Origin of the sequence: Undibacterium pigrum (assembly GCF_003201815.1) — a bacterium.
In the GTDB taxonomy this organism is placed as follows: domain Bacteria; phylum Pseudomonadota; class Gammaproteobacteria; order Burkholderiales; family Burkholderiaceae_D; genus Undibacterium; species Undibacterium pigrum.
This window is the reverse complement of sequence record NZ_QJKB01000007.1, coordinates 182,203-207,045: the sequence shown is the minus strand read 5'-3', so window position 1 is coordinate 207,045 and position 24,843 is coordinate 182,203. Positions and strand designations below refer to the sequence as shown.

28 protein-coding genes are annotated in these 24,843 nt (G+C 52.4%); 13 read left to right on the top strand and 15 right to left on the bottom strand.

Annotated elements, in window-relative coordinates; translation table 11 throughout:
• The first annotated feature begins 95 nt into the window (after positions 1–95).
• Positions 96–1,553, top strand: a complete 1,458-nt coding sequence (pdxR, locus tag DFR42_RS19935) for a MocR-like pyridoxine biosynthesis transcription factor PdxR (protein WP_110256786.1) — start codon at positions 96–98, stop codon at positions 1,551–1,553.
• A 31-nt stretch (positions 1,554–1,584) separates the two neighbouring features.
• On the opposite strand, the gene DFR42_RS19930 is transcribed toward pdxR, so the two are convergent.
• The 8 genes from DFR42_RS19930 to DFR42_RS19895 all read right to left on the bottom strand — a co-directional run bounded on the left by DFR42_RS19930 (position 1,585) and on the right by DFR42_RS19895 (position 9,038).
• Entirely contained in the window at positions 1,585–2,181 is a 597-nt protein-coding gene (locus DFR42_RS19930) for an ester cyclase (protein ID WP_211324366.1), read from the bottom strand.
• 257 nt (positions 2,182–2,438) lie between these two features.
• A complete protein-coding gene (locus DFR42_RS19925) occupies positions 2,439–3,089 on the bottom strand; it encodes a hypothetical protein (protein ID WP_110256785.1) in 651 nt (216 codons plus the stop codon).
• A gap of 87 nt (positions 3,090–3,176) precedes the next feature.
• On the bottom strand, positions 3,177–3,917 hold the full coding sequence (locus DFR42_RS19920) for an alpha/beta hydrolase family protein (protein WP_110256784.1): 741 nt from the start codon (positions 3,915–3,917) through the stop codon (positions 3,177–3,179).
• A gap of 137 nt (positions 3,918–4,054) precedes the next feature.
• Positions 4,055–4,594, bottom strand: a complete 540-nt coding sequence (locus DFR42_RS19915) for a hypothetical protein (protein WP_110256783.1) — start codon at positions 4,592–4,594, stop codon at positions 4,055–4,057.
• Positions 4,595–4,791: 197 nt separating this feature from the next.
• Entirely contained in the window at positions 4,792–6,351 is a 1,560-nt protein-coding gene (gene lnt / locus DFR42_RS19910; RefSeq protein WP_245937026.1) for an apolipoprotein N-acyltransferase, read from the bottom strand.
• A 4-nt stretch (positions 6,352–6,355) separates the two neighbouring features.
• Positions 6,356–7,234, bottom strand: a complete 879-nt coding sequence (locus DFR42_RS19905; protein ID WP_110256781.1) for a CorC family transporter — start codon at positions 7,232–7,234, stop codon at positions 6,356–6,358.
• 286 nt (positions 7,235–7,520) lie between these two features.
• Positions 7,521–8,003, bottom strand: a complete 483-nt coding sequence (locus DFR42_RS19900) for a cache domain-containing protein (protein WP_110256780.1) — start codon at positions 8,001–8,003, stop codon at positions 7,521–7,523.
• A 198-nt stretch (positions 8,004–8,201) separates the two neighbouring features.
• The gene (locus DFR42_RS19895; protein WP_146218912.1) at positions 8,202–9,038 is read right to left on the bottom strand and encodes a helix-turn-helix domain-containing protein; all 837 of its coding nucleotides are present in this window, start codon (positions 9,036–9,038) and stop codon (positions 8,202–8,204) included.
• Positions 9,039–9,203: 165 nt separating this feature from the next.
• Here DFR42_RS19895 and DFR42_RS19890 point away from each other — a divergent pair, with 165 nt between their 5' ends.
• From DFR42_RS19890 to DFR42_RS19870, 5 genes are all read left to right on the top strand, one after another.
• Complete coding sequence (locus tag DFR42_RS19890; protein ID WP_110256778.1) at positions 9,204–10,256, top strand: sensor histidine kinase; 1,053 nt, start codon at positions 9,204–9,206, stop codon at positions 10,254–10,256.
• Positions 10,253–10,894 (top strand): response regulator, encoded by a 642-nt coding sequence (locus tag DFR42_RS19885; protein WP_110256777.1) that lies wholly within the window; start codon positions 10,253–10,255, stop codon positions 10,892–10,894. The genes DFR42_RS19890 and DFR42_RS19885 overlap by 4 nt, the downstream gene beginning before the upstream one ends.
• 136 nt (positions 10,895–11,030) lie before the next feature.
• Positions 11,031–12,812, top strand: coding sequence for an ATP-binding protein (locus DFR42_RS19880; protein WP_110256776.1), 1,782 nt, complete (start codon positions 11,031–11,033; stop codon positions 12,810–12,812).
• A gap of 25 nt (positions 12,813–12,837) precedes the next feature.
• Entirely contained in the window at positions 12,838–14,409 is a 1,572-nt protein-coding gene (locus DFR42_RS19875; protein WP_110256775.1) for an MFS transporter, read from the top strand.
• 111 nt (positions 14,410–14,520) lie between these two features.
• Entirely contained in the window at positions 14,521–14,880 is a 360-nt protein-coding gene (locus DFR42_RS19870; protein WP_281275185.1) for a DUF1304 domain-containing protein, read from the top strand.
• A 6-nt stretch (positions 14,881–14,886) separates the two neighbouring features.
• Here the strand turns inward: DFR42_RS19870 and DFR42_RS19865 are convergent, their stop codons facing one another.
• The 5 genes from DFR42_RS19865 to DFR42_RS19845 all read right to left on the bottom strand — a co-directional run bounded on the left by DFR42_RS19865 (position 14,887) and on the right by DFR42_RS19845 (position 19,455).
• Positions 14,887–15,783 (bottom strand): ion channel, encoded by an 897-nt coding sequence (locus tag DFR42_RS19865; protein ID WP_110256774.1) that lies wholly within the window; start codon positions 15,781–15,783, stop codon positions 14,887–14,889.
• Between the two features lie 260 nt (positions 15,784–16,043).
• The gene (ybeY, locus tag DFR42_RS19860) at positions 16,044–16,526 is read right to left on the bottom strand and encodes an rRNA maturation RNase YbeY (protein WP_110256773.1); all 483 of its coding nucleotides are present in this window, start codon (positions 16,524–16,526) and stop codon (positions 16,044–16,046) included.
• Positions 16,510–17,625, bottom strand: a complete 1,116-nt coding sequence (locus tag DFR42_RS19855) for a PhoH family protein (protein WP_110256772.1) — start codon at positions 17,623–17,625, stop codon at positions 16,510–16,512. The genes ybeY and DFR42_RS19855 overlap by 17 nt, the downstream gene beginning before the upstream one ends.
• Entirely contained in the window at positions 17,622–18,962 is a 1,341-nt protein-coding gene (miaB, locus tag DFR42_RS19850) for a tRNA (N6-isopentenyl adenosine(37)-C2)-methylthiotransferase MiaB (RefSeq protein WP_110256771.1), read from the bottom strand. The genes DFR42_RS19855 and miaB overlap by 4 nt, the downstream gene beginning before the upstream one ends.
• Before the next feature lie 103 nt (positions 18,963–19,065).
• Positions 19,066–19,455, bottom strand: a complete 390-nt coding sequence (locus tag DFR42_RS19845; protein WP_110256770.1) for a hypothetical protein — start codon at positions 19,453–19,455, stop codon at positions 19,066–19,068.
• A 219-nt stretch (positions 19,456–19,674) separates the two neighbouring features.
• On the opposite strand from DFR42_RS19845, the gene DFR42_RS19840 reads away from it, so the two are divergent.
• From DFR42_RS19840 to DFR42_RS19815, 6 genes are all read left to right on the top strand, one after another.
• Complete coding sequence (locus tag DFR42_RS19840) at positions 19,675–20,190, top strand: flavin reductase family protein (protein ID WP_110256769.1); 516 nt, start codon at positions 19,675–19,677, stop codon at positions 20,188–20,190.
• Between the two features lie 7 nt (positions 20,191–20,197).
• The gene (locus DFR42_RS19835) at positions 20,198–20,461 is read left to right on the top strand and encodes a SemiSWEET transporter (protein ID WP_110256768.1); all 264 of its coding nucleotides are present in this window, start codon (positions 20,198–20,200) and stop codon (positions 20,459–20,461) included.
• Positions 20,462–20,499: 38 nt separating this feature from the next.
• On the top strand, positions 20,500–21,600 hold the full coding sequence (locus DFR42_RS19830) for an SRPBCC family protein (RefSeq protein WP_110256767.1): 1,101 nt from the start codon (positions 20,500–20,502) through the stop codon (positions 21,598–21,600).
• A gap of 88 nt (positions 21,601–21,688) precedes the next feature.
• Positions 21,689–22,072 carry a nuclear transport factor 2 family protein gene (locus DFR42_RS19825; RefSeq protein WP_110256766.1) on the top strand — a complete coding sequence of 128 codons (384 nt, stop codon included), beginning with the start codon at positions 21,689–21,691 and terminating at the stop codon, positions 22,070–22,072.
• A gap of 105 nt (positions 22,073–22,177) precedes the next feature.
• Entirely contained in the window at positions 22,178–22,573 is a 396-nt protein-coding gene (locus tag DFR42_RS19820) for a DUF4124 domain-containing protein (protein ID WP_110256765.1), read from the top strand.
• 55 nt (positions 22,574–22,628) lie between these two features.
• Positions 22,629–22,976 carry a DUF1493 family protein gene (locus DFR42_RS19815; RefSeq protein ID WP_110256764.1) on the top strand — a complete coding sequence of 116 codons (348 nt, stop codon included), beginning with the start codon at positions 22,629–22,631 and terminating at the stop codon, positions 22,974–22,976.
• Between the two features lie 25 nt (positions 22,977–23,001).
• Here the strand turns inward: DFR42_RS19815 and DFR42_RS19810 are convergent, their stop codons facing one another.
• Entirely contained in the window at positions 23,002–23,253 is a 252-nt protein-coding gene (locus DFR42_RS19810; RefSeq protein WP_245937025.1) for a hypothetical protein, read from the bottom strand.
• Positions 23,243–23,863: a hypothetical protein gene (locus tag DFR42_RS19805; protein WP_211324364.1), complete on the bottom strand. Its 621-nt coding sequence runs from the start codon at positions 23,861–23,863 to the stop codon at positions 23,243–23,245. Before DFR42_RS19805 ends, DFR42_RS19810 begins: the two co-directional genes overlap by 11 nt.
• A 167-nt stretch (positions 23,864–24,030) precedes the next feature.
• Here DFR42_RS19805 and DFR42_RS19800 point away from each other — a divergent pair, with 167 nt between their 5' ends.
• Positions 24,031–24,840 carry a helix-turn-helix transcriptional regulator gene (locus DFR42_RS19800; protein ID WP_110256763.1) on the top strand — a complete coding sequence of 270 codons (810 nt, stop codon included), beginning with the start codon at positions 24,031–24,033 and terminating at the stop codon, positions 24,838–24,840.
• Positions 24,841–24,843 lie beyond the last annotated feature (3 nt).

Below are 24,843 nucleotides of genomic sequence, written 5' to 3'. Positions count from 1 at the left end.
AAAAAGTGAAGGCGAGGCGCACTATAATTCATGCATGGCTCTTTAAAAAGAACCAAAATAACGAATTATTTTAGAGCCACATTTAGCACTAGCTCATGGATTACGCCTTACTACTCAATCAATTTCTGGAACAACACCAACACCTGGGCTGGTCACGACAACGCCTCTTGCATGAATGCCTGCGTGCCGCCATCAAGCGTGGTGCATTGATCGCGGGCACACGTTTGCCGCCCAGCCGCGAGCTGGCAAGCGAACTGCTCATGGCGCGCAACACCGTGCTGTATGCCTATGAACAACTGGCAACAGAAGGCTATGTCGATGCCAGCAAACGCGGCACAGTAGTGGCGCGGGTCAGGATCGGCCACACTGACATACCTGCGACCAGCATGGCAGCCACACCGCTTCTGTCACAACGCAGCCGTGTCAGTGCAGCCTTGCTCGACACCACGGGCATGCAGGCGTTTACACCTGGCGTTCCTGCACTGGATGCGTTCCCGCTAATGCCCTGGCGGCATTTGCAGGCACGTGCCTGGCGCAGTGTCACGGTAGCAGAATTGAATTATGGCGAACCCGCAGGCGAGCCTGTCTTGCGTACGGCCATTGCCAATTATTTGCGGGTATCGCGTGGCGTCTTGTGTGATGCAGAACAAATTTTTATTACTGATGGCACACAGGCCAGCCTGGATTTATGCGCCCACGCATTTACCGATGCGGGGGAACAGGTGTGGATGGAAAACCCCGGCTACCATGGCGCCAGGACAGCCTTTAACGCCGCCCAGCTACGCATACGCGGCATTCCTGTTGATGCAGACGGCATTGTTCCTGAAGCCGGTGACTGGCAACAATATCCCCCTCGCCTGATCTATGTCACCCCCTCTCACCAATACCCCTTGGGCAGCGTGCTTGGCCTGGCGAGGCGCATGGCCTTGATAGAACAAGCCAGGGCCTGCAATGCCCTGATCATGGAAGATGATTATGACAGCGAGTTCCGCTACGATGGCCCACCCCTGCCCGCCATGCAGGGCCTGGCAACAGATGCGCCCGTGCTGTATCTGGGTACTTTCAGCAAGACCATGTTCCCTGCCTTGCGCCTGGCTTATATCGTGGTCCCCAGACACCTGGTGACGGCACTCAGCCACTTCCTCGCTCATGCAGCACCACGCGGACGCGCAGCAGATCAACTGGCCCTGGCAGAATTTATCAGTAGCGGCCAGTTCGCCACACACCTGCGACGCATGCGCCGCTTTTACAAACAAAGGCGCGATGCCCTGGTCACGGCGCTGGAATATCAACTGGGTACACAAGCCAGCATCCACGGTGCCAGCACAGGCATGCACCTGAGCCTGACATTGCCCGCAGACTTGGCGGATACAGACATCAGCAAAAGAGCTGCAGAACTGGGCATCGTCGCCCAGGCACTCAGCGCCCACGCCGCAGAGCATGGCAAGCTGATCGCGAGTAGCAATGGCTTGATCCTGGGCTACGCTCAGATACCGGCAGCAGATATGGAGGAAGCTGTGAGGCAACTGACGAAAGCCATCCAAACCATATAAGCTATCCAGGCTATCCACGCTATTAAGAGATTTAATTCGCAGTGGCCGTCGGTCCTTGCCCAAACTTCAATTGCATCAGCAGATTTGCTGTATCGGCATTGAGCCAGTAGTCTTTGACTTTGCCACCTTCAATACGAAGTATGTCTGTACCTGTAAATTTCACAGGGGTACCGACAGGAGCATTTGCGCCGGGCATGCCGCCGCCATAGTTACCCCTTGCCTCCCAGCGCAGCACGACAAAGTTAGCATCGACGATGGGGCCGACTTGTATAGAGAATTGCAGGTTTTTGAAAAGACCGTGACTTTGCGCTACCCAGGCCGCCAGTCCTGCCGGGCCACTAATCACGGTATCGGAACGACCATCGAGCAAGGTAGCATGCAAAGCGAAATCAGGCGCGATGATGGACTTTGCCAGCTCCAGATCACCATTCCAGAGCGATATCCATTGCTTGATCAGCAGCTGATGTGACTTGAGCACACGGCCCTGGTGTGCCGGCGTGATTGCCGGTGGCGCAGATGCAGTTGCCCCCACAGTCGCAGCGTAAGCCGTTGTCAGGCTGCTTCCAGCCAGTGCAATTGCGGCGACTACCTGTATGGCTTTACGAGTATATTTTCTTATTGAGTTCACGAAACACTCCTGAGTATGTTGAAAAAATATGCTGGTCGACGCTTATCGACACCCATCTGATGGAATGCGGCCATGTCAGTCAACAAGAGCATCTTGTAAGAGCTTGCTGATGTTCAGCCGCACTGCGATGAAAGGAGTATGTAGGAAGGCGTGGGCAATTGGAATTGCCGAAAAATGACTAGCGGCTATGCATTAATGTATACCGCTGCAAAGCATACGAGGATGTGGATTACTTGGCTGTCGTCAGCAGGAAAATGTCAGGGCCGTGCCCGCAAACGCTGACGAATGACGCGAATCGCATCGCGCCTTAAGGATTCATAAGGATAAGGAAGTTCCGCAATATTTGACAGATACTGTATCGATGCTTCATCACCGACACCACGAAGTGTACAGATCAGACTAGCTCGCTGAGCATCTGATTCTGCAAGAGGGAAAAGCTCGTTCAGAAAAGCACGGATTGTGTTTTCCTGCTCACTTGTAGCAATGGGCGATTTTTTAAAACTGAGCAGTTGATTATATGCATACACCAAACACCATGCCGTATGAGTATCACCACCTGGCTTGTGCATGACGTCCCGGAAAATTGCATTGAGTGCGTCAACAGCTTCCAATGAACCCAGTGTCTCAAGCAAGCCAATAATGTAGACAGCATTTTCAGGCTTGTTGGCAAGAACTGCGAGCGCGCTCATGCCTTGTTCTGCATAGGCTCCTGCAATTTCGGCCCATTTCGCCAAAGGCACGACACGGGTTCCATCAGACAGGCAAGCAGAAGCTGACCAATTTAATTCGATCGATAGCTGCGACAGCTCCTCACGCAAACCTGGTACGCCTGCTTTTGCCGCAGCCAGTATGTGTTCAACTTCCAGCGTATTTTTTCTGGCCTTTGTTCTAAGGGTGGAGATAAGCATGCAATAGTCAGCGTTAAAAAATGCGTTTAGATTTTATAGAGACTTATAATTCAATGCAGGTGCTAGCGGAATTGGCACACGAATTTTTCACAAGCCTGACAAACCACGCAAAGCCGATGTCACTGCAGGCCAGGCATTGCTTTGCGGATCAATCACGGCAAAGTGTCCGGCGCCTGGCACAAGTACCCATTGCGTTTTTGGAAAAGCCTGACAGTAAGCTTCAGACACAGCAGGCGGCACAACTGCATCAAGGCCACCCTGCAGCACGGTCACTGGCATCGCAGGTGCGGATAACTGCATGGGATCGACATCGGCGCGTTCAGCGGGGTCTTTTCCCAGAAAACGCATCACAGCACCATCACCCAGTTTCAACGCATGGGCCATGCGCAGATCAGCAGCAGGTGCCAGGGCAAGCACACCGGCCAGCATGGGTGTGGCGCATTTGACTGCTGCCCACAGCACCAGATGCCCACCAGCAGAATGCCCGACCAACAGGATCTTGCCGTTGTGTCGCGCCACCTGGTGTGGCAGCATTTCTATCGCGCTGGCGATATCTTCCAGGCTGGCGTCAGGCTTGCCGGGGATGCGACGATATTCTGGTGTAACAACCGTCCAGCCTTCAGCGGCCAGTGCGCTGGACATCGCCTCGGTGTGCTGCCTGTCATATTCTGGTTTCCAGAAACCGCCGTGTATCAACATCAACAGTGGACGCTGTGCACCATCACTGCCATAACGTATATCGGCCACCTGGTCTGCATGGCTGCCATAGACCAGATTGTGGTCAGGCGGATTGCCCTTGCGGGTCAGAATGGAGAGGTCTTCTGTCATATTTTCTTTTGTACTGATCGAAAAAGAGGAAAGGGTTATAGCCTTGCCCTACAACATCTTACAACAAGGGGGCTTGCATGCAGTGAGCCTGGGAATATCAAGCCGTTCATCATCTATGCAGAAAAGGCCTGCAACATTCAATTCGATAAACCAGCAATCGTATTCTCAATCATCTCAATATCATAGTGAGGCAAATTTCTTGTAAGCGCCAATTTTATATATTTCACAGCAGTCGCTCTCAGGTCTTCAAACTTCTCTCCCAAACACCCCAATATGTCGACATATAAACACGCCAATTCAACATCATCAAATTGTAGTCCGTAAATAAAGTACCAAGTTGCCTGACGAATTTCAATTAAGCATTCTTTTGCAATATCCGGTGAATCGGGTGCAGATTCTGACGCTGTAATTTGAGCAATGAGATGCAGACAATCAGACTTGGCTACAAGACTACAATTTGGCAGTGCTGCTAAAACTGTTTTAACTATAGTTAACGCACATGGATATATCACTCCATTTTGTCCAACAGCCCCGGCGACGATCAAGAGAGCATCTCTTGCCTGTTGCTTATTTTTTGCAAATATCAGTTCTGCCAAGTCAGCCGGACTAACAATCTCGTCATGATCTCCTTTTCTAGTCCAATCCAGTGTAGTCATTTCCCAAGTTTCATTGCTCATGGAGTGGATTCCTCAGACACCATATAAAAACCGATTTTTGAATGCAGCCAGATAAAAACGATTTGTGCAATTACGCTGCACCATTCGTATCAGCTCTGGCCAGGAGCTATCCATCAATCCACGTAGGAGCGGCTTCAGCCGCGAAAATTCTACGTACAGAGCTGTTCGCGGCTAAAGCCGCTCCTACATGCAAGCATCTATTTTGCTGCTCTGCGCCCCAGCAAGAATGCCAGCAAAACTCCAAGTGCAGACAGGCCCAGCGCACCGAAATTACCGATGAGAATATACGGCGTCATGCCAGTATAGCCCTGCACGTTTGCAGCCAGCACAGCGCGGGTATTCTCGGGCAATAACTGTTCAACCACACCGCCTGGAACGATGACGGCGGTAGCTCCTGTGTTGGTCGCGCGTAGCATGGGACGGCCGGTTTCGAGGACGCGCATTTGTGATATTTGCAAATGCTGGGGGATGGCGAATGAATTGCCATACCAGGCAAGATTGGAGGCATTCAGCAAGATGCTGGCGACGGGTTGGCCAGCATTATGTTGTGAGGACAATTGCGCAGCGATTTCTTCACCGAACAAATCTTCGTAACAGATATTTGGCATGACCCATTGGCCAGCGACTTTCATGGCTGGCTGTATAGGGCCAGAGGTAGAAAACTCGCCCATGGGGATGGACATCATTTTCACGAACCAGCGAAAACCAGGCGGTATGAATTCGCCAAAAGGCACGAGATGATGTTTGTCGTAGCGATAAGGCTGGGCATACTGGCGTGACATGCCCAGTACACTGTTCGAATATTGATCGCCGCCATCATGCACACCCACGCCCAGCAAAACCGTACTGGCTGTGTCCTGGGCAAAGGTATTCAATAGCGGCAGATAATCTGGCGGCAGTTGCGAGGTCAGCATGGGCAGCGCAGTCTCAGGCGTGACGATAAGATCAGCCGGGGTTTGCGTGATCATGTCGTGATACAGGGCCAGCGAGTCGTTCAGATGTTCCTGGCTGAACTTCATGTCCTGTGCAATATTCCCCTGCAACAGGCGCACCTGTATGGGCTGGCCTTGTGGCTGGGTCCAGCTGATTTGCTGCAAGCCATAACCAGCTACGAATACCGTCACGATCAAGGCTGGCAAAGCCAGCTTTTGCTGACGACTGGCTTGCGTCACCATCAATAGAGCCAGTGCCGCAGCCAGCAAGGCATTCAGCCAGCACAGACCCAGCACGCCAATGACGGGGGCAAAACCAGCCAGCGGGCTATGGGTATGGGTGTAGCCAGAAATAGTCCAGGGAAATCCGGTCAAAAAGCAGATGCGCAACCATTCAGCCACGGTGAACAAGCCTGGCAATATCAGCAGACCGGCGACGGCGGAAGAAATGTTCCAGCGCTGTTGCAGCCAGCGCGTGCCCCAGGCAGCGGCAGCGATATAAATGGACAATGCTCCGGTAAGGAACATCAGCGCCAGCAGGGACAAGATGCCAGGCAAACCGCCAAACAAGGTCATGGCGTAGACCAGCCAGATGGTGGTGGCGGTCAGCCATCCCAGGCCATAGGCCCAGGCCAGCCAGCCTGCCCGTTTGCGACTGATGGCCTGCTCACCTTCACGCAAAACCTGGCTGAACAGCAAGGCCAGGCCGAGAATTTGTACAGGCCAGAAATGGAAAGGGGCAAACGACAATACGTTCAGCCCCCCTGCCAGCAGCATCAGCAGGAAAGATGAACGTACTGAAAGTGAAGATAGTACAGACTGCACAGCCTTAATCATCGGACCGCACGACAGGTCTTTGTTCCACCAGCAGCATCTGCACTTCACGCGCATCAGCCCGCAGGACTTCAAAATACAGATTGCCTATGGAGAATTCATCGCCCATATGCGGCACATGTCCCATATAGTCAGCCACATAGGCACCTATGGTTTCGGCTTGTTCAGACCCCAGGGTAGTATTGAGGGTGTTATTGAATTGCTCAAGGTCGGTCAACCCCTTGATGCGCCAGCGTTTGCCATTACCCTTGCTTTCCAGCGCCAGGATATTGTCTTCTTCTTCCTCGAAGTCGTATTCGTCTTCAATATCACCGACAATTTGTTCCAGCACATCTTCGATGGTGATGAGGCCAGAGACACCGCCGTATTCATCCACCACCATGGCAATGTGATTGCGGTTGGCGCGGAAGTCACGCAGCAAGATATTCAGGCGCTTGGATTCAGGGATATAGATGACAGGGCGCAGCATGTCGCGCACATCAAATGCATCAGAAGCGTAGTAGCGCAGCAAATCCTTGGCGAGCAAAATGCCGACGACCTTGTCCCTATCACCATCGACAGCCGGGAAGCGGGAATGCGCTGTCTCCAGCACTTCTGGCATCCATTCTTGTATGGGATTGGAAATGTCGATGACATCCATTTGCGCGCGCGGCACCATGATATCGCGAGCGCACAGGTCAGATACCTGGAACACGCCTTCTATCATTGCCAGTGCATCGGCATCGATGAGGTTGCGTTCTTGCGCGTCGTGCAACACTTCCAGCAGCTCGGCGCGGTTTTCAGGTTCAGGAGAAATCAGGGCGGTCAATCGTTCAAACAATGACCTATGGGGTTTAAGGTCAGATGGTCTGACCTTACTAGAGTGCTCTTGCATAATAGGCGTAACGCCGTTGTTTCAATCCTACAGAATACAACAAGTAGGGGCAGTTTCCCAAATTTTGCAGTACTTCGTTACAAGAAAGGCAGCACTTTCATGCCGAAAGCGAGAATTTAACCAAAAAACAGACGCATGCTTAAAAAGTGAGCAACATGTCATGGTGGCGTCATCATGATGGTGTTAAAGACAATAAAACAGGCTGGCAAGCGCTGGTAAGGACAAATAAGGACAAATTGACGGGCAAATCTGCCCCTGCCAGCCAGTTTTGTATGAGACAAGCAGCTTATTTGGTTTTCAAAAAGTGATACCCGCAGGCAATCAGCAAGTCATCGACTTTTTCTACATAAGTGAGCTTGGGTTCAAGTTGCTGGCTGGCCGGGTTGATGAAGGTGTATTCGGCGCTCCAGCCTGAATTGTTCTTTTCTACTGCCTTGTAAAAACTCTTGATGATTTCAACACCATTCTGGTCTTTCAAGTCCATGATGTTGGCGCCTATCATTTTTTTCAAGGCGGTATGGGCGACGGCTGTGCCCTTGGGGTCAAGCACGATGAGAAATAATTCCCTGTCCCGGAAAGGCCCGCTCTGGTCGCTGAAAGCCACCAGCGATTTTTCGCGGCCATTGGCTTTGTAATAAGCCACGGCTTTTTTCACCATCGCCACCGCTTCTTCCTTGGTCGCACGCTCCGCCGCCTGCGCCATGCCTGAGCATGCCAGCATCGCTGCTGTCAGCATGACGGAGAAAATCCATTTGTGCAGATGTCTCATTTTTCTTCCTTTCAAGTGCAGATGAAATAAGCCCGCCTGCGCATAATAAGCAAAACAGGCAGGTCACTAAACACAATCAAGACGACGGATTTATCTTAAGCAAGATTGTTTCTGGCTGCTAAATAGTAGGAATAATAGTGCGCACAATTTCACTATCTTTGTCTTTTTTTCTGAACAGCCCTGACTGTTTCTTTTCAGCTAGACAACATTTTTTCCAAAGTGCCAGGACACAGTTTCTGTCGTCACTTCAGGGTCTGCCTCCTGCATCTCAGGTGCGCATTGCAGATGGAAATTTGCCTGCTGCAAAGGCAGGCTGATTTGTACTGCCAGTTCGTCCATTTCTTCTTTGGACAAGCCCAGTACCAGCAGATTTTTTTTCATGTCTGCAAGCAGGCCATGCAAAAATATGGATAGGCCTTTCGCACCGCAAGCCGCAGGCAGACATAACCAGCGCAAGCTGCCGCGGCCATTGATGGCAGAAATGATTTCACCAGCGGGGTTACCCAGTGTGGGTGGCAATGTCCGGTTCAGCCAGCAAAGCTCGGGCAGGATCTGGGGGTGTTGCTTTTTTGAGCGAAATTCTTGTATTTTTTTCTTTGCCGGCACCGCATTTTGCAACTGGCTGCTGGCATAACCCCAGCGTTCCATGTAATGGCTGACGGTACGCAAAGGCAGGTCAACGCCGGTTTGTTTATGTACCAGCATGGCCAGTGCATCGCGGCCCCACAAGTGATATGGCAGACCATAGGCTGAAGGTGCCCCCTGCTCTATCATGCCTTTCAACAGCAATTCCTGCTCCGATTTTAGCAAGCGTTGCTGGCCATTCTTGCGCCCCCTGACCGCAGGCATGGGGACGACATTGCCAGCATTCTCATAGAGCTTGATGATTTTAACAACGCCGCTATAACTCAGCTGCAATTTGCTGGCGATGCGCGCCCTGCCCTGCCCGGTCAAATGCATGGCGACAACTTGTTTCCTGATTTCGTAAAGAGTATCGTCACTAAGACTGCGGATATCGGTTTTTTCTGCGTTCAAGATAATAAACCCGGCTGGACAAAGACGCAGAGCTTAGTGGACACAGGGTGGCGAGCGCATGTGCTGGAAGTCATATGACTTTCCACACATGCGGCGCCCGGACAATATAGGTACAGTGCTGATTTTTCCGCCACGTACGCAAAGACGAATGCAGCGAGGATCATTATGGAAAGTAAGGAAACCAGGGGTGCCAGCCAGGATGTGGCAGCTCTGGCCCTGTTCGTCATCGATAACTCACCCGCCATGATGGCTTATTGGAATTCGGATTTGATTTGCCAGTTCTCCAACGATGCTTACGCTGACTGGTTTGGCAAGTCACGCGCAGAAATGAAGGGTATCGCCATGCGTGATGCCCTGGGTGAAATCTTTATGATGAATCGCAAGGAAATCCAGGGTGCACTGGATGGCGAAAAACAGGTATTCGAGCGCGCCGTCCGCGTTGCCGATGGCAGCCTCAGGCATAGCCTGATGACTTATACACCCCGCTTCAAGGGTGGCAGGGTACATGGCTTTTTTGTCCATGTGGCCGACGTCACGCCACTCAAACTGGCCGAGGTTGAACTCAAGTCAGCCTATGCTGAACTCAAGGCCACCCAGATACTGCTCAGTGACGCCATACGTGAAAATGAAAGAGTACGCATCGCCCGCGACTTGCATGATGTACTGGGTCATCACCTGACGGCTCTCAACCTGCATCTCGACCTGGCACTCAGGCAAACCCTGGAACAGGACCAGCATGCCGTCAGCAGCAAGTCACTGGCTATTTCACGCGACCTGGCGCAAAACCTCTTGAACCAGGTACGTGCCGTGGTGGCCATGGAACGCAGCAACCATGTCAGCGATTTACGTCAGGCCCTGCAGTCGCTGTGCAGTGCCATACCAGACCCCTTGATCACGCTGGAATTTGCCAGCAACGCCGAGCTGCAATGCCCGGTGCTGGTGCATACGATTTTCAGCTGCGTGCAGGAAGCCATCACCAATTGCATACGTCATGCCAGGGCAAAAAAACTGCATATACACCTGGCACGCCAGCAGGATGGCATCATTTTACTGATGGTTGACGATGGCAAGGGCATCAGCAAGGATGAACAGGGCCACGGCTTGTCCGGCATGCGTGAACGCGTCAATGAGCTGGGCGGGCGCATGCACATCAGCAGCCAGCCGGACGAAGGCTTCCACATCCATATCTGGCTCCCGCAAAAGGAAGGGCAGGCATGATACGCGTCTTGCTGGTCGATGATCAAAACCTCATCCGTACAGGCATTGCCGGTTTGCTGGCCATGCTGCCTGATATACAAGTCGTGGCAGAAGCCGCCAATGGTGAAGCCGCACTGGAACTGATAGAGCAATTGCGGCCCGATGTAGTCTTGCTCGATGTCAGGATGCCAAAAATGTCAGGCATAGAAGTCTTGCAGGAATTGAATGCACGCGAGTATTTACCAGCGACGATCTTACTGACCACCTTTGATGATGACGAGGCGCTGTTCCATGGCATGCGTGCCGGTGCCAAGGGCTTTTTACTCAAGGATATTTGTCTGGAGAGGCTGAGTGCCGCCATTCGCAGTGTGGCCCGTGGCGAATCCCTGTTCCGGCCTGCCATTACCGAACGCGTCTTGCATGGCTTGCAAAAGCTGACTCCCGCCTATGTTGCCGAGCAATTGCACGATCCACTGACCCAGCGCGAAGTCGAGATACTGGCCCTGATGGCTGGCGGCTTCAATAACCGTGAAATTGCCGACGCCCAGGGCACCAGTGAAGGCACGGTAAAAAACCAGGTATCAAGCATCTTGTCAAAACTGGCAGTACGCGACCGGGTACGCGCTGTTTTGCGCGGGCTGGAGCTGGGCATCATTTAATTTATACAATATTGCAGCAAATCACACTATTCACTGCCACAAAATTTTTCAATTACCATTGAGCATCAATCACCGCTGAACTGTTAGCATTGCTTGTGACAGGCTAAGGGATAGCATAATCACGGACGATGACTTGATGAAAAAAAGTGGCGACAAGGCCCAGCCCCCTCCAATGCAGAATGTGGAAATCGCACTCAAGGTCATCGATCACCTGAGTGCCATGACAGGCTATTGGAACACGGACCTGATTTGCCAGTTTTCCAACAATGCCTATTCCCACTGGTTTGGCAAATCCAAAGAACAGATGCGTGGCATTTACATGCGCGATGCTCTCGGCCCCATCTTTGAAAAAAACCTGGCCCATATACAAGCCGTGCTGCGCGGTGAATTGCAGATCTTCGAGCGCGAAGTCGTCATCCCCGATGGCAGCATACGTCATAGCCTGATGACTTATACCCCTGACATTGTCGATGGCAAGGTCTGCGGTTTTTTTGTCCATGTGGCTGACGTCACCCCCCTCAAGAAAGTCGAATTTGAACTGGCCGCCGCCAAGGAAGCTGCCGCTACCGTCGCTGAACAGGAACTCAATACCCTCAAGCAAACCAATGCCACCCTCGAACGCCTGGGTGCCATAGGCCAGGACATTACTGCCCAACTGGACACCAGCGTGGTCTGCCGCAGCCTGTACCGCCATGTGGCAGGCTTGCTGGAGACCAGCAGCTTCAGCGTCTTGCTGATGGATGACAGCAGCCTCAGCCTGCATCCTGCCCTGCATATGGAATCAGATCAGGAACGCGAACACAACAGCATAGAGCTGGCTGACTCCGTACACCCTTACAGCATTTGCGTCAGAGAACTCAGGGACATCTGCATGGATATCCCGCCTGACCATGCCAGTGACTTCAGTCCCGCCGTCAATATTGTTGGCACTGCTGAAAAAGATAACAACACCAGCCTGGCAAGTCGTGACGATATACGCAGCCTGCTGTGTGCCCCTCTGCGCGTGGCAGAACATACGATAGGTGTGATGGCCTTGCAGGCCCACCGGGCACAAGCCTATGGCGAGCGTGAGCGACTGATCTTCAAAACCCTGTGTACCTATGGTGCAATTGCCCTGGAAAATGCCTTTGCCTACCAGCGCCTGCAAAACGCCCAGCAGCAACTGGTGGCACAGGAGAAAATGGCGGCACTTGGCTCGCTCGTCGCTGGAGTGGCGCATGAACTCAATACACCTATAGGCAATAGCGTACTCACTGCCTCGACCCTGAGTGAAAAATCTGTCGACCTGGCCACCAAACACAGGGAACAAAAATTGCGCCGCTCCGAGCTGGACTTGTTTATCAATCAGGTAGAGCAAGCCAGCAACTTGCTGGTGCATTCGCTGGAAAGCGCTGCCGACCTGGTCCTCAGCTTCAAGCAAATTGCCGTCGACAGGACTACGGCCCAAAGGCGTGAATTTGATTTGCGCAAGACCTGCCATGACTTGTGCGCCACCATCGTCAACCAGATCAATGCCCGCCAGCATCAACTTATCGTCGACATACCGGACGGCATCTTGCTCGACAGTTATCCCGGCCCACTGGGCCAGGTCATCATGAACCTCATCAACAATGCCCTGCTCCATGGGTTTGAGCATGTAGCCAGTGGCAAAATGATCATTTCAGCCATCGCCCTGAGCAAGGACAAGATACAGCTCAGGCTGGAAGACAATGGCTGCGGCATGAATGAACATGTGATGGGGCATATCTTTGATCCCTTTTTCACAACAAAAATGGGCCGTGGAGGCACAGGATTAGGCCTGTCCATCAGTTACAACATCGTCACATCCATACTTGGGGGTAAGATAAGCGTATATAGCCAGCCAGGCATGGGTAGCAGCTTCACACTGGATTTGCCACGCCATGCTCCTTTGCAATGAGGCAGGATGGGAGTGCAGTGACAATATGACGACAGCCAGCGTGCAAGAACAGCGGAAGGTGATTTTTGGCTCTTCCCTGGGTACCGCTTTTGAATGGTATGACTTCTTTGTGTTTGGCACGCTGGCGGCCATCCTGGGGCCCTTGTTTTATTCAAAAGAACTGGGCGAAACCGGTGCTTTCCTGGCTGGCCTTGCAACGTATGGCGCAGGCCTGGTCTTGCGCCCCTTTGGTTCACTGATCTTTGGCCGCATGGGCGATGTGGTGGGCCGCAAGACCACCTTCATGATCACCATGACCCTGATGGGCATCTCCACTGCCGGGGTCGGCTTGCTGCCTACCTATGAAACTGCGGGCATACTGGCCCCTATCCTGCTGGTCATCCTGCGCTGTCTGCAGGGGTTGGCACTGGGGGGCGAATATGGCGGTGCCGCCACCTATGTGGCAGAACATGCCTTGCCGGGCAGGCGCGGCTATGCCACAGGCTGGATACAGATCTGCGCCAGCCTGGGCTTTTTCCTGTCCCTCATCGTGGTACTGGCTTGCCAGGCCATCATGGGCGAAGCCGCCTTCAAAAGCTGGGGCTGGCGCATCCCCTTTCTGATCTCGGTTGCCCTGTTTGGCGTCTCGCTGTATATACGCTCGCGGCTTAATGAATCCCCCGTCTTTGCTGCCCTCAAGGCCAGCGGCAAGTTATCGGCGGCACCAGTGCGTGACAGTTTCGCCAACTGGGGCAATATGAAATACGTCTTGCTATCGCTGTTTGGTGCGGTCGCTGGCGTGGGCATAGTCTGGTACACAGGGCAATTTTATGCTCTGATCTTTTTGCAAAAATCCCTCAAGGTAGACTTTGCCACAGCCTATATCATGATGTCGGTAGCCCTCGCGCTGGCCATTCCCTTCTATGTGGTTTTTGGTGCACTGTCCGACAAAATTGGCCGCAAGCGCCTGATGATGCTGAGCTTCATCCTCGCCAGTGCCAGTTATATCCCGCTATTCCAGGCGCTCACCCATTTTGCCAATCCGGCACTGGAACAAGCCATGAGCCATGCACCTGTCAGCATGCAATCGAATGAATGCAGTGTGCGCCTGTTCTCAGGCCCGGTCAGCGATTGCGATAAGGTGAAAGAATTCCTGAACGCTGCTGGCGTTGCCCATAGCCTGCAAACCAGCAGCCAGGCTGGGGTCACTACCAGCATAGGCGGCGCCACTATCAATGGCTTTGACACCAAAGCCATCAAGGCGGCACTGGAACAAGCGGGCTATCCGGCCAAGGCCGATGCCGCAGCCATCAACAAACCCATGGTTGTGCTCATCCTGTTCGTGCTGGTATTTTATGTCTGCATGGCCTACGGCCCCATCGCCGCCTACCTGGTTGAACTCTTTCCCACCCGCATACGCTATTCCAGCATCTCCCTGCCTTACCATATAGGCACAGGCTATTTTGGCGGCTTTATGCTGTACTTTGCCACCCTGATCGCTACCACCACCGGGGATATTTACTCAGGCCTGTATTACCCGATAGGCATAGCGCTGATGTCTTTGCTGATAGGCGGCTGGCTGTTGCCAGAAACAAAAGACTGGGATATCAGCCGTTAAATTGACCCAGCGTGCAAGACCCGCCAGTTATGGCGGTTTCAACACTGTTTAAAAGCGGGGTGATCCACTATGATCAATACGCCCCGTAAAAAAATCCTGTAAGGAGTAACCGTGTTCATCATCATCGCCAACGTACTGACCGGCATCGTCGCCGCCCTGCATATCTATTTTTTGGTGCTGGAAATGTTCCTGTGGGATAAACCCATGGGCTTGCGCACCTTCCGCAATACGCCTGAAAAGGCAGAGACCACCAAGGTGCTGGCAGCCAACCAGGGTTTGTATAACGGCTTTTTGGCAGCGGGCCTGATCTGGGGTTTGCTGATGGGTGGTCATGAAGGCTTTCATGTGAAGATTTTCTTCCTGACCTGCGTCATCATTGCCGGTGCCTACGGTGCCTATTCAGTCAGCCGCCGCATCCTTTACATACAGGCAGCACCGGCTTTGCTGGCATTAGTACTACTGCACTTTTAAGCAAATTCAGTTTTCCGGCACGTCAATGATCTCTTCCGAATCATGGAAGCGGGTGTAATGGATGTGCTGGACATTATCGGCATCGCGGCCGTTTTCAAATACATCCACATAGCGATGGTTCCAGTGTATCTGGCTGCAAGGGTAATAATGACGTGCTCTTTGCGGCTGGTTGGTGGTGTCGTCCACCCCTTCTATACTGAGTATCAGTGAAGCCCGGCAAGCGTGCAGTGCCTCTTCATCCATGCCAAATAGCGGGCTGTTTTCATCAATAACGTGAATGACAGTCCAGCCCAGGATGAAGATGGGATGCTGTTCACGCTCCAGCTTCATGTCCGTGATCTTGCGGAAACTGCCCATCGTGGACGTACTTTCGTCCCGCATCAGGCGTAGTTTGGCCGTCGCCTCACTAATGATATTCATGCGCGCATTAGCCAGGCGTATCAACAAGACCCGCTTGCCATCCATCATATGGCTGACTGGGTGATTGGCAAAAATAATGCTGGAACGCGGGCGCGAGAAACGCGCAAACATGACACCAGTAATCAGGGCCACACTGGCCATGCCGATGAAAATCTCCAGCGTAGCGATGCTGTGCCCGTACACGGTTTGCGGATGCATGTCGCCATAACCCACAGTCGCCAGCGTTTCCACACTAAAGAAAAACGCCCCGAGAAAACCATTCGGATGCAGATTGCCTATGGGATTGTCCCCCAGCATGAACAGCGAAGCAAAGCACACATTCAAGACCAGGAATACCACACCCACGCCAGCAAAAAACACAGGCCAGCTTGATGTCATCGCATAGTAGTAAATGTCTTGCCAGAACTGGGTGGGCAAACCATAGGCGACGACAGAACGACCACCCATGTTGATGCGACGGCCTTGTGGTTTATCTTGTGACATGTTGGGGGCTTTCGAATATTGTGGATATTTGATCGTTCACTCGCCAGCGCAAGAGCTGGTCACTCCTCCCCTTTCAAGGGGAGATTTGTGGGAATTCGCAAAGCGCAGCTTTGCGCCACAAATATCTAAGCCGCATGTAAGCGGCGCAGTGGAATGGTCGGGTGGGGGATGGGGGTCGGTTGAACAAGTGTATCCCGCCATAAGATCAAGGTGTACGTTATTGAACCGCCCAGTGTTGGGCTGGTGAAGCGTAGCCCAACCTACGAGTAAGGATTCCCCAGCCCCATCCCAGCCAGTATCTCTATCTCCAGCGCCTCCATCTCCTCAGCCTCATCATCCTCTTCATGATCATAGCCCTGGGCATGCAGGACGCCGTGGACGATCAGATGCTGGGCATGTTCAAGGACGGTTTTCTTTTGCTCGGCAGCTTCCTTCTCCAGCACATCGGTACAGAGGATAATGTCTGCCTGCGTCACCTCGGCATCTTCATCCTCGGTATAGGCAAAGGTCAGCACATTGGTGGCGTAGTCCTTGCCGCGGTAATCATGGTTGAGTACCTTGCCTTCTTCAGCATCGACAAAGCGCAAGGTGATTTCTGCGGGGAAGAACAGTGCCGCCTGTACGGTCTTGCGTATCAGCGGGCGGGTCAGTACATCTTGCAGGCGCTTGTCAGCATATTGCACCGACAGCGTCAGCTTGTGTTTGGAAACAGGTTTAACTTCGTTTTTACTTTTTGCGACCATGGTGGGCAGAGCTTAAAGGGGTTGCGGGTTTCAGCAAGCCGATGGCGGCGCTGTTGGCGGTGGCGTTGGCATTGGCGCTTTCATAGGCATCGACTATGCGGGCGACCAGCGGGTGACGTACCACATCGACGCTGCCAAAATGAGTGAAGCCTATGCCGCGTACACCATCGAGTACCTGGCAGGCATCGATGAGGCCGCTCTTCACGTTACGCTGCAAGTCAACCTGGGTAGGGTCACCGGTAATCACCGCCTTACTGCCAAAGCCTATGCGCGTCAGGAACATCTTCATCTGTTCCGGCGTGGTGTTTTGCGCTTCATCGAGGATGACGAAAGCATGGTTCAGGGTACGGCCACGCATATACGCCAGCGGGGCAATCTCGATGACCTGTTTTTCAAACATTTTTTGCGTGCGGTCAAAACCCAGCAAGTCATACAGGGCGTCATACAAAGGGCGCAGATAAGGATCAACCTTTTGTGCCAGATCACCCGGCAAGAAGCCCAGGCGCTCACCTGCTTCCACCGCCGGGCGGGTCAGCACGATACGCTTGACGGCATCACGCTCCAGCGCATCCACGGCGCAAGCCACGGCCAGATAGGTTTTACCTGTACCAGCAGGGCCTATGCCAAAGCTAATGTCGTGTTCGAGTATGGTCTTGATGTAATGATTCTGATGCGGCGTGCGCCCGCGCAAATCACTGCGGCGGGTTTTCAGCATCGGGCTTTCTATGTCTGCATCTTCCGGCAAGGTTGCGTCAACCGCAACGGCGTCGGCAGGAATAACATCATCCTGATCTTCTTTGCCGGCCTTGCCTTTTTTGAGGCTCCTGCTGGCGCGCTGCTCTACCAGCGCCAGTTGCACTTCATCAATGGTGACGATTTTTTTCGCCAGGCCATAGAAATGCTCAAGTATCTCTATCGCTTTTTCGGCATTGTGGCCGCTGACGATAAATTTTTCACCACGGCGAAAAATCGTCACATCCAGTGCCGATGATATCTGCCGCAAGTTCTCATCCAGAGGCCCGCACAGATGTGCCAGGCGGGTATTGTCCAGTGGTTGAGGGATGAAGTGTGCTACCGGCACGGGTGTTTTTGCCATTATGCTGTCACTGCCTCTTCGACGAGTTCGCCGCGTAAGGAATAATTATAGGATTCGGTAATGCGGGTATTCACCAGCGTACCGACCAGATCTTTGGAGCCCGCGAAATTGACGACTCGGTTATTCTCGGTGCGACCCTGCAATTCATTCGGGTCCTTGACCGACGGGCCCTCTACCAGGATGCGCTGCACAGTGCCTATCATGGCATTGCTGTATTTCTTGGTATTGGCATCAATCACAGACTGCAAATGCTGCAGGCGGCGCAATTTGAGTTCGGCCGGTGTATCGTCAGCCAGGTTCGCCGCTGGCGTGCCTGGGCGCGGGCTGAAGATAAAGCTGAAGCTGTTATCAAAGCCAATGTCATTGATGAGCTTCATCAGCGCATCAAAGTCTTCATCGGTCTCACCAGGGAAGCCGACGATAAAATCAGATGACACAGAAATATCGGGGCGCACCAGGCGCAAACGACGCAGGACCGATTTGTATTCTATGGCCGTATAACCACGCTTCATCGCCGACAAGATGCGGTCAGAGCCATGCTGGGCAGGCAGGTACAGATGATTGACCAGCTTGGGCACCCTGGCATAACAATCGATCAGGCGCTGGGTGAATTCTTTAGGATGGCTGGTGACAAAGCGTATGCGTTCTATCTCAGGGAACTCGGCGATGTATTCGATCAGCAGCGCAAAGTCGGCGATCTCGCCATCTTCCATAACGCCACGGTAGGCATTCACGTTTTGCCCCAGCAGCGAGATTTCCTTGACGCCCTGCTCAGCCAGGCCCGCCACTTCTGCCAGCACATCATCAAACGGGCGCGAGACTTCTTCACCGCGTGTATAGGGTACGACGCAATAACTGCAATACTTGCTGCAACCTTCCATGATGGACACATAGGCACTCGCGCCTTCGACGCGGGCTGGTGGCATGTGGTCAAACTTTTCAATTTCAGGGAAACTGATATCGACTTGCGAACGGCCAGAACTACGGCGCGCATCTATCATCTGCGGCAGGCGGTGCAGAGTTTGCGGGCCAAAGACCATATCAACATAAGGTGCACGCTTGACGATGGCATCGCCTTCTTGCGAAGCCACGCAACCGCCAACACCAATCAGCAGTTCTGGTTTTTTACGCTTGAGTTCGCGCAGGCGACCGAGGTCAGAAAATACTTTTTCAGATGCTTTTTCGCGCACGCTGCAAGTGTTGAGCAAGATCACGTCGGCATCGTCGGGATTATCGGTTTTCACCATGCCATCATTGGCATTGAGGATATCTGCCATCTTGTCCGAGTCATACTCGTTCATCTGGCAACCGAAGGTTTTGATAAATACTTTTTTTTGCATAGCTTTCTACTTAGCTGCGTACTTCAGGGATAACAATGCTGCAATGCTGCAATGCTGTAAAGGGCAGCATGAAGCTATCGCCCGGCATTACCTGAATTTTTACTTAGAAATTTTTGTTGATGAAAATCTGTGGTTTCCACTCTTGCGCTGGCGGCAAGGTTTTTTTGCGCTCCGCATCGGTCAGCACCCAGATTTTGGCCACATCACCAAAATTATCTTCGAGATAATTGATGATGATGTAATTGCCCGTAATTTGCGTAGGCGAAATAAACAGGTTTTCATCATCAAAAATACGCAAACCCGGTGCTGTATTGACAGCTTTGCCATTGATCAGCACATTAGGGTATTGCGACATATTCAAGACCCCGCGTTTGGTGTTTTCAGGAAAATTGCGTTCGGCCGGAATTTGCGCCAAAGCGGGCAAACTCGCTGTCGTCAGCACAGCCAGCATGAACAACATCATTACACGGCGTAAAGCCAGCAGCATGGGCATACTTCAGCACCTCATATCAAATTCAAAGGGATCAAGTTCAAAGAAATTAAACTCAAAGGAATCAACCACTTAGGCAAAAACCTGGGGAAACCGGCAAGCCTGCAAGTTTAACACAGTCAGCGCCACACTTCCTATTGCAGGATAGCAGGCAAATACCTGTTCTCAAGCCAGAAAGCCTTAAAATCTGGGATAATGGCAAAAAAAGAACGATGGAACCTCATGCACACCCGCTCACCCCGCTCTGAAAAGCGTGAATTTGATACCCGCCATTTCCGGGATGCCCTGTCGCAATTTGCTACTGGCGTCACCGTCATTACCACCCGCCTGGCGGATGGCCAGTTCCTGGGTTTGACAGCATCTTCCTTTAATTCTGTCTCACTGGACCCGCCATTGATACTCTGGAGCCTGGGTACGGCAGCCAATAGCTTGCCGGTGTTCAGTGGCAATTCCCATTATGTTGTCAATATACTATCCGGCGAACAAGCCTGGCTGGCAGAGCAATTTGCCAGCCGCAAGACTGACCGTTTTGCTGGCGTCGATTACACCCTGTCGCGCACTGGCCACCCCATATTGACAGGTGCCTCGGCCTGGTTTGAATGTCATAACCGCAGCCGCTATCCCGAGGGGGATCATGTTATCTTCGTTGGTGAAGTCGAGCATTGTGAATTTACCAAACAGGCACCGCTGGTGTTTCATTCTGGCCAGTTCCTGCGCCCGCCAGTAGACATCAAATAAGCGCAAGATGAGTATCCCCCTGTCTGCCGACATGGTTGGCTATATTGCCGCGTGTCTTACTACCACTGCCTTCATCCCGCAAGCCTGGCTGACCTGGCGTCGCAAACGTGCCGAAGGTGTGTCCCTGGGCATGTACCTGATACTCGTCAGCGGCGTACTCATGTGGCTCTTGTACGGCCTCATGCTGGGTGCACTGCCTGTCATTATCGCCAATATTGTGACGCTGGTATTGGCCAGCTTCATTCTCATCATGAAATTGCTGTACAAATAAACCCTTAAAGTTTCCACCTCATCAAGCAGGTAAACAGCATGTCTGAATACAACGAGCACGGCAACGAAAACAGTGGCAACAACAGTGGCAACTACGGTGACAACAACGCCGATATTTATAAAATGCCGGGCGCTGGCAACCCTAGCCTGCGGCTCGTCGTCGCCCTGCTGACAGGTGTAGTCTATGGATTACTGCTGCGTGTAGGCTTTGAAAACAAGTCCCTGCATGCCTGGCTGCAAATTGTTTCTACTGCCTTTCTGGTCGTAGCACCATTTAGTGTGGGTGCGATCTCCGTGTTGCTGGCGGCAGGCAAATCCCGTATCCACGTTGGCATGCAAGTCATGGTGTCTTGCTCAGCGATGGCGATGTTTCTGCTTGCCATGTTCATGTGCGCGCTGGAAGGCCTGATTTGCATCGTGCTGGTCGTCCCTGTCTTCTTCCTCGCTGCCATCATAGGCGGGTTCATAGGCGGCGCCATACACAATCACTTTCGTGTACCCAACACCAATATATATTCCTTTGCCTTGCTGCCTCTCTTGCTCGGCCCCATAGAAGCCAGGCTGCCGCCAGTACAAAGTGAGCAACAGGTCAGCACTGTGATACAGATACAAGCCAGTCCGGAAGAAGTATTTGAGCAACTGGCATCCGTGCAAGACATCAAGCCCGGAGAACTTGGCTTTTCCCTGGTGCACCTGATAGGCTTGCCCAGGCCGCTGGCCGCAGATATGAGTGGAACTGGCGTAGGTGCAGTCAGGACTTCTCGCTGGGAAAAAAATGTGCGCTTTGAAGAAATTATCACCACCTGGCAAAAGCCCTATGCCATGCACTACCGCTTCCACATTCCAACTGGCGGCATCCCCCGGGATGCGCTCGACAGACATGTGGAAATGGGAGGTGAGTATTTCGATGTACTGGATGGCGGCTATGATTTGCAGGCAAAAGACGGCGGCACAGAATTACGCCTGAGCACCCGCTTCATCAATAAGTCCCAGCTCAAGACTTATGGTGACCTGTGGGGAAGAATGGTATTAAACGACTTTCACCACTCCATCCTGGGCCTCATGAAAAATCGCGCAGAACTCGCCCATCAGCGTGCAACGGGGCAAGTTGCGGTCAACTCACTCCCGCTTAACAAATAAATTCCATTATCAATGCTACAATAATTCTCCCTTTGCAGTGGAATCTCAAGTGGAGTCTTAATGTGGAGCTTAATGTGGAGTATCGACAATGAAGGATGAAGAAAAGCGCAGCCTCATACTAGCCTACCTGAATGCGTATAACAGCTTTGACATTGAGGGCATGATCAAGCTGCTGCATGCAGATATCGTGTTCAAGAATATCGCTGCTGGCGAAGTCAATACCCAGACCACGGGTCGTGAAGAGTTTCGTCAACTGGCAGAGCAATCCAAAGCTTTTTTCACTTCACGTCAGCAAGACCCCAGCAATTTTAATTTCACTGGCGACCAGGTCAGCGTCGATATCAGCTATCAGGGTGTGCTTGCCATCGATTTGCCGAACGGCCTGAAAGTGGGAGAAACCCTCAAGCTGAGCGGACGTTCAGAATTTGGCTTTAAAGATGGCCTGCTGATTGCCATCAGTGACTACAGCTGACAGCCTGCAATTTCTGCCTGCATTCCTTGAGTTTCTTCAGGGTTTATGAGAAGCTTGTGACCACTCGCAAGCTTTGCTCTGACTTGCCGTTACCTGGAAATTTATATGAAACGCTTGCACCTTTTATCCGCCGCACTTTTGCTGACAATCACAAACCTGGCATCTGCCCAGGTGCAAAGATGTGTGGACAATGACGGGCGTGTGACATTTACCGACAACCTTTGCCCAAAAACCAGCGCAAAGGGTGTCGTCAAAGCCAATCAGAAATACGTCGGTTCAGAAAGCAGTACTGACACTAATTGGGCGGCCAAGAACGAAGCATTCAATCAGCGTCAGGCCACACGTGAGCATAATGATATGCTGGATAGCAGACGCCGTAGCAATGAGCGCGTCATGAAAGAATTCATGAATACTCCTTTGCCAGAAGGAGTGAGGTCCAGCAGATTGACGACCTATACAGACAAGCCGCATAAACTGGAAGAAAAAAAGTACGGTCAGTAATCAGTAGTCAGCAGTAGTCGGCAGTAGTCGGTTAGCAATCATCCAGCAGTACAGCATGAACCCTGCCATCATCCGCGATGAAGTAAAACACTGCATCGCTGATTTTGCTGGTGTGCCCATACAAAATCTCAGCGACGACACCAGCCTCTTTCATGACCTGGGCATGGATGGGGATGATGCGCTAGAGTTCATGCAAGAATTTTCCCGCCGCTTTCATGTCGATCTGGCGCAATTTGTACACAGCGATTATTTCGGAGCAGAAGCTGCCAGCAATCCCCTGGCTTTGGTCACGGGCTTAATAGGCCTGATTTCAACCACAGGCTGCACAGCCACTTTTCACCGGCTGGAAATACGTGATCTTGTGCAGACAGCGATGACAGGCAGCTTCGCCCAGGCAAAATAAGCCAGTGAACTGACAAGATAGCAAACTAAGGATCAGGCTTGCTTTCTGGCTTGACCACAGTCTCGACACCACGCTGGCCATGCAAGTCTGTATCTTTCTGACCCTGCTGTAAATCCAGCAAAGCCTGCTTCATGACTTTGCGTGGCTTGCCATCCTTATCAATAGTCTGGTCACGTTCATGTGGCAGTTTCACTTCGCCACCTGGCGAAGTCGTGTCTACAGTAGGCGTGGCCACCTTTTCCTGCACTTGCTCTTTCTGTGTCTGCTTAGAGTTCACGGCCAGTCACCCCTTGTTCTGCCGCCTGTTGCTCAACTGGTGCGGGTTTAATGCTGGCAATAAATCTGGGGGGCGTGCGTGGGTCAAAATCTTTCCAGTCGCCATTGCTGATATCGCCTTCACCTAGCTCTATCTGGTCAGCACCCAGGTTTTTCAGGATATTGATGACAGCCTCTTCACTCTCAGGCTTAGCCACGCTGACGGCCACGATCATGCCAGAGCGCCGCACTGCTGCTGCATTCTCGGCATCATCTTCTGCATCACCCTTGTCCTTCATTTGCGACAGACTGCCTATCAGCGAGCCCACATGCGCACCAACCAGTGCACCCAAGGCAGTGCTCACAGGCCCGGTGACAGGCGCGCCTATCATGCCTACCGCCGCACCTATCACGCCACCAGTGGTTGCACCGCCGACGGCACCACTACCTGCTTCCTTAGCCCCTGGCGACTCGTCGCGGTCACCACCGATAGGGTACATATCATGTTGCCCCGGTGGATTCAGGTAAAAAGAACTGATCTGGTTTTCTGCGAAGCATATTGCCATCAACTGATGTCTGGCCTGCTGCACCTGGTCTTGTTGTTGTAATCGCCCGGCAATAATATGTGTCATGATGTTCTCCGTCAGAATATTTATTGCCAGCATAGGCGCAAGTCTGGCAGATCTCTGTACGCTAGCGTACTCAGGCAATACTCGGTAACCCCCGTCAGCAATCCTGTTGCTCTGCTGGCATCCAGAATTTCAGGTATGCTCATGCAGCTACTCTCTTGCTTGCTTGAATGAAAGATCAAATACATTATCAGCGTGTCGCCGAAGTACCTGGCCTGGTATTAAGTGCAGGCAGGTTGTCGGAATTTCACTTCGACCGCCACTACCACCTTGACTACCACATAGGTCTGGTATCTGAAGGCGTGCAACGCCAAAAATTCCGTGGCAGCTCAGTATTGCTGGGGCCTGGCAGCATCGTTTTGATGCCTCCCGGTGAAATCCACGATGGCACAGGTGAAGGCTGCGATGCCTATACGCTCAAGACATTCCGCCTGCCTGTTGAACTATTGAACCAGGTCACGGAAGAACTATCGGGGTCCAGCCGCGAGCCAGTACTGGTGGGGACGATGATAGAGGATACCCTGCGGGCAGCACATCTCGTGCATTTGCATGACGCCATGCATGCGGGTGAAAAGGCGTCCCCTCTGGCATTACAATCAGAATGGCTGTCGCTGCTTGAGTTTGTATTCACCCAATCCAGGGCAATCAAGCCCCAGGATATCAAAAGCAGCCTCTCGCCCAGACAATTCCAGCGTATCAAGGAATACTGCGTGGCCCACCTTTCCCAAAAGATCAGCCTGGAAGAACTGGCAGCTATCTGCGGGCTGGGTCAGTTTCATTTCCTGCGCCAGTTCAAGCAAAGCATAGGCATGACGCCCCATGCATGGCTGGTGCGCCTGCGTTTGGAATATGCCTGCGCCCTGCTGTGCAAAAACCCGCAATCCATTGCCGATGTTGCTCTTATGGTGGGCTTCTATGACCAAAGCCATTTCAACCGCGCTTTCCGGCAGGCCTTTGGTGTTGCACCGTCGTCTTATTGAAAC